11 protein-coding genes and 1 tRNA gene are annotated in these 10,269 nt (G+C 46.4%); 6 read left to right on the forward strand and 6 right to left on the reverse strand.

The window, feature by feature from the left end:
- Positions 1–137 precede the first annotated feature (137 nt).
- The gene (locus tag IQ263_RS26645) at positions 138–647 is read left to right on the forward strand and encodes a pentapeptide repeat-containing protein (protein WP_194071080.1); all 510 of its coding nucleotides are present in this window, start codon (positions 138–140) and stop codon (positions 645–647) included.
- 128 nt (positions 648–775) lie between these two features.
- Here the strand turns inward: IQ263_RS26645 and IQ263_RS26650 are convergent, their stop codons facing one another.
- Both IQ263_RS26650 and IQ263_RS26655 read right to left on the reverse strand, forming a co-directional pair.
- A complete protein-coding gene (locus IQ263_RS26650; RefSeq protein WP_194071081.1) occupies positions 776–2,029 on the reverse strand; it encodes an S-layer homology domain-containing protein in 1,254 nt (417 codons plus the stop codon).
- A gap of 420 nt (positions 2,030–2,449) precedes the next feature.
- Complete coding sequence (locus tag IQ263_RS26655; protein ID WP_194071082.1) at positions 2,450–3,142, reverse strand: GDSL-type esterase/lipase family protein; 693 nt, start codon at positions 3,140–3,142, stop codon at positions 2,450–2,452.
- Positions 3,143–3,220: 78 nt separating this feature from the next.
- Here IQ263_RS26655 and IQ263_RS26660 point away from each other — a divergent pair, with 78 nt between their 5' ends.
- The 4 genes from IQ263_RS26660 to IQ263_RS26675 all read left to right on the forward strand — a co-directional run bounded on the left by IQ263_RS26660 (position 3,221) and on the right by IQ263_RS26675 (position 5,012).
- A complete protein-coding gene (locus IQ263_RS26660; protein ID WP_194009660.1) occupies positions 3,221–3,451 on the forward strand; it encodes a DNA-directed RNA polymerase subunit omega in 231 nt (76 codons plus the stop codon).
- A gap of 299 nt (positions 3,452–3,750) precedes the next feature.
- A complete protein-coding gene (locus IQ263_RS26665; RefSeq protein ID WP_194071083.1) occupies positions 3,751–4,398 on the forward strand; it encodes a hypothetical protein in 648 nt (215 codons plus the stop codon).
- Between the two features lie 134 nt (positions 4,399–4,532).
- A complete protein-coding gene (locus IQ263_RS26670) occupies positions 4,533–4,901 on the forward strand; it encodes a DUF1818 family protein (protein ID WP_194009662.1) in 369 nt (122 codons plus the stop codon).
- Positions 4,902–4,938: 37 nt separating this feature from the next.
- Positions 4,939–5,012: transfer RNA gene (locus IQ263_RS26675), tRNA-Pro, on the forward strand.
- A gap of 757 nt (positions 5,013–5,769) precedes the next feature.
- Here the strand turns inward: IQ263_RS26675 and petD are convergent.
- Both petD and petB read right to left on the reverse strand, forming a co-directional pair.
- Entirely contained in the window at positions 5,770–6,252 is a 483-nt protein-coding gene (petD, locus tag IQ263_RS26680; RefSeq protein WP_194071084.1) for a cytochrome b6-f complex subunit IV, read from the reverse strand.
- 171 nt (positions 6,253–6,423) lie between these two features.
- Positions 6,424–7,092, reverse strand: coding sequence for a cytochrome b6 (gene petB / locus IQ263_RS26685; RefSeq protein WP_194013049.1), 669 nt, complete (start codon positions 7,090–7,092; stop codon positions 6,424–6,426).
- Positions 7,093–7,695: 603 nt separating this feature from the next.
- On the opposite strand from petB, the gene ctpA reads away from it, so the two are divergent.
- Entirely contained in the window at positions 7,696–8,946 is a 1,251-nt protein-coding gene (gene ctpA / locus IQ263_RS26690; protein WP_194071085.1) for a carboxyl-terminal processing protease CtpA, read from the forward strand.
- Between the two features lie 368 nt (positions 8,947–9,314).
- On the opposite strand, the gene IQ263_RS26695 is transcribed toward ctpA, so the two are convergent.
- Both IQ263_RS26695 and psaM read right to left on the reverse strand, forming a co-directional pair.
- A complete protein-coding gene (locus IQ263_RS26695; RefSeq protein WP_194071086.1) occupies positions 9,315–9,731 on the reverse strand; it encodes a slr1601 family putative cell division protein in 417 nt (138 codons plus the stop codon).
- A gap of 278 nt (positions 9,732–10,009) precedes the next feature.
- On the reverse strand, positions 10,010–10,105 hold the full coding sequence (psaM, locus tag IQ263_RS26700; RefSeq protein ID WP_015174804.1) for a photosystem I reaction center subunit XII: 96 nt from the start codon (positions 10,103–10,105) through the stop codon (positions 10,010–10,012).
- Positions 10,106–10,269 lie beyond the last annotated feature (164 nt).

Below are 10,269 nucleotides of genomic sequence, written 5' to 3' on the forward strand. Positions count from 1 at the left end.
AGGGACACGGCACTGCCGTCTCCTCTATATTATTCCGGCGCAGCCAGAATTGATATTAGTTGTTAGTTGTTAGTTGTTAGTTGTCAACAGTTAACAATGCCCAATGCCCCATTCCCAATTCCCCATTCCCCATCATTATGAAAAGTGTATCCCGAATTTTCCTGAGCCTGATTTTCAGTTTAGTGTTGGCTTTTGGATGGGTGCTGCTGAGTGCTACTCCTGCATTGGCGCTGCCGAAACTTAATATTAATTACACAAATATTGATTTGTCCGATCGCGATTTTTCCAATTCTGACTTAGCGGGCGGAACATTCGTCGCTTCTGAAATGCGGAGAACCAACTTTCAAGGCGCTGATTTAAGCAATGCGATTTTGACTAAAGGAGTTTTGCTAAATGCCAACTTGTCAGGCGCTAATCTATCGGGTTCTTTAGCAGATAGAGTTACATTTGACGGCGCTAATTTGACTAATGTTAATTTCACCGAAGCAATTATGACACGAACTCGGTTTTTTGATGCTGCAATTTCCGGCGCTGATTTTACTGACGCGATTATCGATGCTTATCAAGTGAATGTCCTCTGCGAAACTGCAGATGGTGTGAATCCTGTGACGGGAGTTTCTACGCGAGAAAGTTTGGGATGTCCGTAGAAAGTTACGATTGCAGTAATTATGCGTTGGGGCGAGAAACTGGGTTTCTACGAGTTTTTTGGTTGAGTGACGCAAAATCTACAAAGAAACCCGGTTTCTGAATACCTCGTCGGGGCTAACTGTTGCTTCTATCGATTGCTACAAATGCCTGTATTCGCAGCAGTAACTACCAAATCTGAATTCAACAGCAAATCTAAATCAGTGTCGGGATTAACAGCATACAAATCCACTTTATCTTTACCCAAAAATACCCCGACTAAAGTCCCGATTCCTGCACCGCCTAACACCTCTTCAGTTGCGATCGCCCGATCGCCCGTAACTCCCGCAATCGCCGCCGCCGCTGCTGCACCCAACGCCGTATTCTTAATCAAATTTCCCACATTCACGCCCTTAGTCACAGTTTCTTTGCGAGTAATCACTTGCGAAGTAGCATTCAAAGGTACTCTGCTACCGTTGATGATACTTAATTCTTGGGCCACAAACTGAACGCCTGCAGTAGTCGATCGCAATTCGCCACTAATTTTAGACCCTTCGGGTATCAAAACTTTGCCATTATTCCCCGCGATATCCGAAGCCACAGTCAGCGTAATCGGAGACTTGTCATTGGGGCCTAGCAAAATCTTGCCTTTGGGATACTCGATGGGAATAGTCACCCCGCTAGGAATTTTCACAGCAACACTCTGGCCAATATCAGCCTTAGCAATGTAAGGAGAATTAATTGCTCTTGCTTGATTGGTACTGACTAACGCTTGATAGATAAAAGCAGCTACTTCAGCCCGCGTCGCTGACTGGTTTGGTTTGAGAGATTTAGGATTGGGATAGCTGACAACCAATTCTTTTTCAGTCGCAGCAGCAACACTTTTGACAGCATAACTTTGGATCTGATCCGCATCATTGTAGTAGCTGAGAACATCTTGAAAATTGCAGGTAGGCTCATAGCCAAGTCCGTTATTTAAAGCGACTACAACTTGCACGCGAGGAATTTGCTGCATTGGCCTGAAAACATTACCGGGATAGCCAGACATCCATCCCATTTCGTATGCTTCGGCGATCGCCCCCTTGGCCCAAAAATTCGACGGAACATCGGTAAAACCTACAGCAGCGCGGGTTTTTGCCTTGTTGACAGAACGAATCATTGCCGCAAATTCAGCCCGCGTTACGGGTGCATCCGGGCGGAAAGTGCGATCGGGAAAACCTTTTATAATGCCCCTTTCTGACAAATCTTGGATAAAGTCTTTTGCCCAATAGTTATTACTAACATCCGAAAAAGCTGTCTGAGCAAAAGCAGGCGCGGGTGCTAGCAGTGGCGCTGCAGTTCCAGCAACGGTTCCCAAGGTTAATAAAACAGATGTGCCGAATTTAATGCGGTGAAATACAGACATTTTTGATTCTCCAATTTACACAAGTTTTTTATTAAGGATAAGTAAGCTTATTTTAGGCTGATTGATTCTCGCCTAACTTACTCTTTTCCTCGGCTATGTAATCATTATGGAATGCTTTTATTTGTGGTGAGGGGAAGATAGGGTCTTTTAAAATAAATATTTTGAGACCGATGTGTAGATTTAAAAATGCTTAAACTCCTTAAAAGCCTTATGTTCCCTATCTCCCTTATCTACCTTAAACTTATAACGGTTATTTGACCGGATCTGATATGAGTTGAAGGAAAGGCAGATTAGTCTGAGAAACAGCCAGTGGCAAGAAACCGGGTTTTTCAGGCATCTACTTCGTTGCAGCCAGCAGTTAGCCAAAAATCCCGGTTTCTGGATTAGCAGTGCGTCCTAGACTAGACTAATGACTGCTGACTAATGACCGATCGCCAGTAGCGGTTCCCAACTTGTCACATCTTCAAATAAATATTGATAGCCCGCTGCGTTGGGATGGATACCGTCTGCCGTCAGACAAGAACGCCACCAAATATTACCGCGATCGATCCATTTATCAAAAATATCTAAATAGGGAATTCCCCGCAACTGACAAGCTAATTTCGTTGCTTCTTTATAGCGATACTGGTCTGCATGATTGTAGTACAAACAATCTTGAAAAGGCATTTTGCTTTCATCCACCGGCACCATCCCCACAAAAATCACCGGACAAAGTTGTTGGGATAGGTTTAATAAATTATCCAAAACAGTTTTAAAATGTTCAAAATCGGTATAACTGCGCCCGGTAGGCGACTGCACTCTCGCCGTATCGTTTAAACCGACGGAAAGAATAATCGCATCGGGGACGCGGTTTCTGAGCTCGCCTCGGTGGCGAAACTCGTTTTCGAGGCGCTGGGCGACTTGATAGGTGCGATCGCCCCGAACCCCCAAATTGTATAAAACGTGTCCTGCACTGTCCGGTAACATCCACTGGCGCCGCAATCTTTCTACCCAACCACCGCCTACGCCGTCGCCAAAACCATAGATTAAACTGTCGCCGAAAGCAACCAATTTGAGGGGACGAGAATTTACCCGATGCAAGTGACCAAAGGAATAGCCTGTTGCTGCCTGCATAAGCGATACTCAGTTAGTAATTTATGAATCTTGACATACTAGACTAGAATGTAACATTAGATAAACTAGGTAATTTCGATGATTAAGCGTCCAACCTTCGATTCAACTCAGTTAACCCGTCGGGCAGAAGAGTTGATCGGTGCTGCATCCAACCGCTATCGGATTACGGTGCAGGTGGCGAACCGCGCCAAACGCCGCCGCTATGAAGATTTTGACAATGACGACACTCAAATGATGAAACCTGTAATGCGGGCGATATTTGAGATGTCGGATGAAATGACTCAGCCGGAAATTATCGGAGATATCTAGACTTGGCAAGTTTTGAGTTTTGAGTGGTGAATATCCAGCAATTTTTGTTCGCTCAAAACTCAAAACTTTCTCAAACTAGATTGGCCCGCTAGGGTAAAAAATCCGTTTATTTTCGGTACGCAAGGGTTCGAGAAATATATACACAAGCGAGGGGGACGATCGCACTCCTAAGAAACTATTTTTCTCAAATCGGGATTCTCCCAACGGGGTTGATTTTCGGAAATCATAAAATTAGAAACTAGGAGATATGTTGGCAGGTAAGTTGAGGAAAATATTCTATTTTTAAAATTGTCAAAACCGTGAAGAAGAAATTAAAGCTGGGCTTGAGTTTTCTGTTTGTTACTTTGATTGTGGCGATTTTCACGCTTTTGAGTTGGGTATTGGAATCGGGCGAACTGAGTATGTCTGCTTTGGAACCTATGCTGCGGCGGAGTTCTGAGTCTGCGCCGGCGGTGCGGGTTGCTCAACAATCGGGGCCGCTGCAGGTGAGGGCGCAAGATGCGTGGAAGTTTGTGTATGAAAAATTGCCGGATTTGCCGATCGAGAATAACTACATTTCTCAGGAAACTGGAAAAGTAGATCCAAACAATACTTTAGTCGGCCGCTTGATTCGATATCACGTCTTTGTTAAAGGAAGACCGCCGAATTACCGCTTAGATTGGAAGTTGAGTTTAGCTGACTATCTGGGGGCGACTCCCGATTATTTGGTGGAAGACGTGTATCCGGGAAAGGATGTTTTGCGAAAAAATCCGATGGAAGGCGATCGCGCTGCTATTCAAAGTTTAAATCGAACTCAGCGGGATGCTTTGGTTCAAGCTTTGGTTGATGTTTTTACGCAGAGTTCAGGATCGCGGACACCGGCGGCGCGCGAAACACCACAAGGGCGATCGACTTCGCCGGAAATCACGCAGCCGCAGCCGGGAGATGCGAAATTGCTTACACCTTAGTATTTTATTGCCGATCGAATCTAGCTTAAACATCGCCTTTATTTCTTAGTCCGCGCACCATCCGGACTTTGTTTGACTCTTGAGCGGTTTCAACCGCCGAACAATGTCTAAAATCCAAAATCTAAAATCCTTCAATGGTGGAACGTGTAATCAAGACTGGTGTTGGCTGGCGTTTGGGATGGAACCCCGAAGCGCAGGAGTTTCAGGGTTTGGTGGCTGGGGAGGGTTGGGCGATCGAACTCACGGAGGCTGAGTTAAACGATTTTTGCCGATTATTGGGACAGTTAGCCGACACCATGAGTCAAATGGCCTCTGAGTTAATGGATGAGGAAAAAATAGCCATTGAAGCCGAAACAGATTTGTTGTGGCTGGAGGTAGAAGGCTATCCCGAGGCTTACAGCGTGCAGTTGATTTTGAATGCTGGCCGCAGGTGCGAGGGTTTTTGGCCGGCGGCTGCGGTGCCGGGTTTGGTGCAGGCTGCAAAAGTTTTAAAAGTTTTTTGACTTTTTCTGAGATTTCGTGCTATGCTGTTAAAGTTGTCGGGGCGTAGCGCAGCTTGGTAGCGCACTACTTTGGGGTAGTAGGGGTCGTGGGTTCAAATCCCGCCGCTCCGATTGTAATGAAACCTTCTCTTTGAGGAGGTTTTGTTGTTTTTAGCTAAACAGAGGGAATCCCACGCGCGATACCTCTATTCGGGTTGGTGTGGCGATCGATCCGGCGGGTCATTCGATTTTAGATTTTAGATTTGAGATTTTGGATTGATTCCACGGATCGATCGCGTGGCGGGTACCACATGCAGAAATTCTTTGTTACCCGGATTTGGTATTAGATAAAGCGGCGTTGCTCAATCAGGGTATGAAAAAATAAGTTTAACATCCAGAAACTGTGTCGAAAATGGTTTCTATGATATCAATTCCGGCTGCACCGGAATGATAAGCGAGGACACGGCACTGCCGTATCCTCCGTTTCTTTATATCATTCCGATGCTAACGGAATTGATATGACTTGCATATTTTGCCTTGCATACCGTAAATCAGCAACGCCGATACAGCATATTCCATGTAGATGTAGAGAGCCAGAAACCGGGTTTCACAGAACAGAATCAGTAATGATGCGAGAACTGTAAAGAAACCCGGTTAGGAGTGTGTACTTCATAAACCAGGAATACGCTGTATATTTGATGATTCTGTATGCTGATGCGGTTGAAGAAAATTAGAGAATTAATTACTGAGAATTATTAAATTTTAGAGCTAAAAATCCCCAATCTAAAATCTAAAATCGCAAATAAAATGACGCCTGCTAAAGTTTCCTAACAGTACAAAAGCACTTTATAGGAAACCCGCGGGCGTCAAATTTAAGCAACCGTGAATCTTAGAACAAACCCAAGGTGAAAGATTGGTCGATCGGGAAAATAGCACCAATACCCAACCACAGAGTTACCGCAGTTCCAAACAGGAAGACTGCAGTAGCCACAGGGCGGCGGAACGGATTTTGGAATTTGTTAACGCTTTCGATGAACGGAATCAAAATCAAGCCGAGGGGAACAGCGGCCATGCAAGCAATACCCAACAATTTGTTAGGCAAAACGCGCAAAAGTTGGAACACCGGCCACAAATACCATTCCGGTAGAATTTCTAGCGGAGTCGCAAAAGGATTGGCCGGTTCGCCAATCATAGCCGGGTCTAGTACGGCCAAACCTACGCATAGGGAAATTGTTCCCATGATGACTATAGGGAAAACGTAGAGCAAGTCATTGGGCCAAGCTGGTTCGCCGTAATAGTTGTGACCCATGCCCTTAGCGAGCTTAGCGCGTAGCGCCGGATCGCTCAAATCTGGTTTTTTGAGAATAGACATAGTAAGAGTGTTCTCCTTTTATTTTTACCCGGGCTTGGCATCTTGCTGTATTCGTTAGTCTGAATCAGCGGCGCGATCGGGCTGTCAATAAATATCATGAGTGATGAATTCTGAATTTTCAACCCAAAATTCCGCAGGGGGCAAAAAAATATCGCCCCTACAACTCAAAACTTACAACGGGCCCGAAATGCCTTGCTTGCGAATCATCAAGAAGTGAGCCAGCATGAAGACTACAATCAGCCAAGGCAGCACGAAAGTGTGCAAGCTGTAGTAGCGAGTCAAAGTGCCTTGACCGACGCTGACACCGCCGCGTAGAAGTTCTACCAGTAAAGAACCGACAACCGGGATGGCTTCGGGGACACCGGAAACGATTTTAACGGCCCAGTAACCGACTTGATCCCAAGGCAGCGAGTAGCCTGTCACGCCGAAAGAAACGGTGAGGACTGCTAAGATTACTCCTGTCACCCAGGTTAATTCGCGGGGCTTTTTGAAGCCGCCGGTCAGGTAAACCCGGAAAGTGTGCAGAATCATCATCAGTACCATCATGCTGGCAGACCAGCGGTGGATGGAGCGGATCAGCCAGCCGAAGTTGACCTCATTCATCAGGTATTGCACTGAAGAAAAAGCTTCTGCTACCGTTGGACGGTAATAGAAAGTCATGGCGAAGCCGGTGGCAAATTGGATCAAAAAGCAAACTAAGGTAATTCCGCCCAAGCAGTAGAAGATATTGACGTGGGGGGGTACGTACTTAGTGGTGATGTCGTCGGCGAGCGCCTGAATTTCCAGGCGTTCCTCAAACCACTGGTAGGTTTTTGAGTCGGTGATTTGTTTAGAAAACATGGAGCCAGAATTCCTAAAAGAATATTGCTGTGGTTGAGGTAAGCGGGCAGCAGCCACAATGTTTTTTGTCGCCCCGCCCCGAGCAGCTTGCTTTTATTAGCAAATGGCTGAGGCTATTTTAAAATTTGGAGCTTGCGAAAGGAACTCTGCATTGTGCGATCGCCCGCGAGCGCTGGGAAATTCAGCGGTCGCTTGTTCCTGCTCGCTGGCGTTGCCCGATCGAATTCCAGACTATGATAAAAAATGTAACATAATTGCTGTGCAGAATTCACGGAGCGATCGCTTTTTTCTTCGCCTCAAATAGCATTTTCTGCAAGCTCAACATCCGCCCCTACTAGGCAGATAGCCAATAACAGGGCCCAAGACCGCAGTCCGGGTCGGTCAGCGACTCTCTGGCTCGTGAGTTTTAATTTTCCTGATAAAACTTCACTAATTTTTACAATTAAATGTTAAATTTAAATACTTTTTTGTTCGCAGCGTACATTTGACGCGGATTTGACGAGTCCTGAATGTCTGGGGGAGAGTTGACCGCGCAAAAGCTTAAAAGCCTACAAATTAAAAATGCAGGAGATGCCATACTTGCCTATCTTTTACACAAAAATCATGCACAGACGAGTTTTTCAGACTGCAATTTTACTATTCCTCCAAGTCGCCCTGGTTCTGGGCGCGTGGACACAGCCTGCGGCGGCCCTAACTTCAGAACAGCAGCTTTTGAGCGAAGCTTGGCGAATTGTCAACCGCTCTTACGTGGACGACAGCTTTAACTCTAAAAACTGGTGGTCGATCCGCCAACAAGCTGTCAAGCAGCCGCTCAACGACAGAGAGCAGACTTACACGGCGATTCAAGGGATGCTGGCCAATCTCGACGATCCTTTTACTCGACTGCTGAAACCAGAACAGTACCGCAGTTTGCAGGTCAACACTTCGGGAGAATTGACTGGTGTGGGGCTGCAAATTGCGATCGACTCCCAGACAAATACCCTGACAGTGGTGGCTCCTTTGGCCGGTTCGCCGGCGGATCGAGCCGGCATTCAACCGCTCGATCGCATTCTGAAAATTGATGGCACTGCCACGTCAGAATTGAGCCTAGACGAGGCAGCAACTCGAATGCGCGGCCGCGCCGGTACTGCTGTCACTTTGACCGTAGGGCGCGAAGGAAGAGACGTTCCTGAAGATATTGAGTTGGTGCGCGATCGGATTGAACTCCACCCGGTTTACGCCGAATTGCAGTCTGGCCCAGACAATTTACCGCTGGGCTACATTCGCTTGAGTCAATTCAGCGCTAATGCTACTGAGGAAGTCGCCGGCGCGATCGACAGTTTGGAAAAACAAGGAGCCGCCGCCTACATTCTCGATTTGCGTAACAATCCGGGCGGATTGTTGCAAGCAGGAATTGAAATTGCGCGTCTGTGGCTCGATTCCGGGACGATCGTCTACACCGTAAACAGACAAGGCATTCTCGGCAGTTTTGAAGCCTATGGAGGGGCTTTGACGGCAGATCCGCTAATTGTTTTGGTCAACAAAGGAACGGCCAGCGCTAGCGAAATTTTGGCTGGTGCGCTGCAAGATAACGGCAGAGCTCAATTGGTCGGAGAAAAGACTTTTGGCAAAGGGCTGATTCAGTCTTTGTTTGATTTGTCTGATGGTTCCGGGTTGGCGGTGACTGTCGCTAGGTACGAGACGCCGAACCACACGGATATTAACAAATTGGGGATTTCGCCCGATCGCGTAGTGCCGCTACAGCCGATTGCGCGCGATCGAATCGGCACCGAAGCAGACTTGCAATATCAAGCTGCACTGGAACTATTGAAGGCAAAAACCGTGATTGCCAAGTCAGCAGTAAGTAGTCAGTAGTCAGTAGTCAGTAGTCATTAGTCCGCAGTCATTAGTCATCAGTCATTAGTCATTAGCTATGACTTCTCACTTGTGGGTTACTAGAAGCAAAATTACAGATTGAGCGATCGATACACTTCGTATCGAAATTAACCAGACTGTCACTAAAAAGTGCTGGGAGACAAACAACTAATGACAAACAACTAATGACAAACAACTAATGACTGATGACTAATGACTAATGACTAATGACTGATGACTAATGACTAATGACTAATGACTAATGACTGATGACTAATGACTAATGACTAATGACTAATGACTAATGACTAATGACTGATGACTAATGACTAATGACTAATGACTACTGACTACTGACTCCCTTAAGGTTAAGGTTGCGGGGTGGAGTCTTCGACTTCTGGTGTCGGGGACTCTTGCAAAATCACCTGACGCTGCTGGGGATCCATTCGATTGCTTTGCTCTTGCATCACAGTTTTAGCAAGACTAGGGTCAAAAGAGCGGTTAAAGTCCGATCGCGACTTATCTACTCGCCCTTGGGTAAGATTGACTTCAGCTTGAATTTCGTGCAACTTTTCTTGCACTGCCCGGAAGTGAGGCAAAAGCTGAATCACAGCAGAAGTCGCACAGACTGAAAGTACAATGTTGACTGCTAACTTAACTCCAGTTTCGGCGGCGAGCGTTTGATGAGGGTAGGAACGCTGGCGCTTGCTGTTGCGACGAGGAGTAACCCGAGGGGGAGTTTTTACAGGACGCAGTGGGGTAACGGTGGGTTGAATTGCTTGCATAATTTTTTTTCAAATACCTGAGACTGAAGTTTTAGAGCACAAACCGTGCAAATTCCGAGCTTAACGCACACCCGCCCCTGTTCGTGACGGTGCCGGCAGCCAAAATTTTTGAGACTGGGTAACGCTTGAGGACGGAATTGCACAATAAAAATGCCTGCCCTTGCAGTTTCCTCTTGCTGACCACAAACAATCTACTCCACGGTGGCAGCAATTGTCTGTAATTTGAAGATTTAACTACTCGGACAGGCATTTTGCGATTCGCGACTGGTGTCTAGAAACTACTTGTACAGTTCAGTTGACAGCCGGAAAGCCAAGATTCCAGGAATCAAAGCAATTACGAGCGCTACGTAGACTTGGGTATCTGTTAAAGACATATTCGGAAAACTCCTTTTCGCGGGCACGAGCTTTCACCAATTTGAGACAAATTGGCACTTTTGGGAATCGTTTGTTACAACTTGAAATATATTTGGTGCGTTTGGGGATGAGTGTCCGAGTGTCCGAGTGTCCGAGATGGGGAGATGGGGAGATGGGGAGATGG

Origin of the sequence: Tychonema sp. LEGE 06208 (assembly GCF_015207505.1) — a bacterium.
Lineage (GTDB): Bacteria > Cyanobacteriota > Cyanobacteriia > Cyanobacteriales > Microcoleaceae > Microcoleus.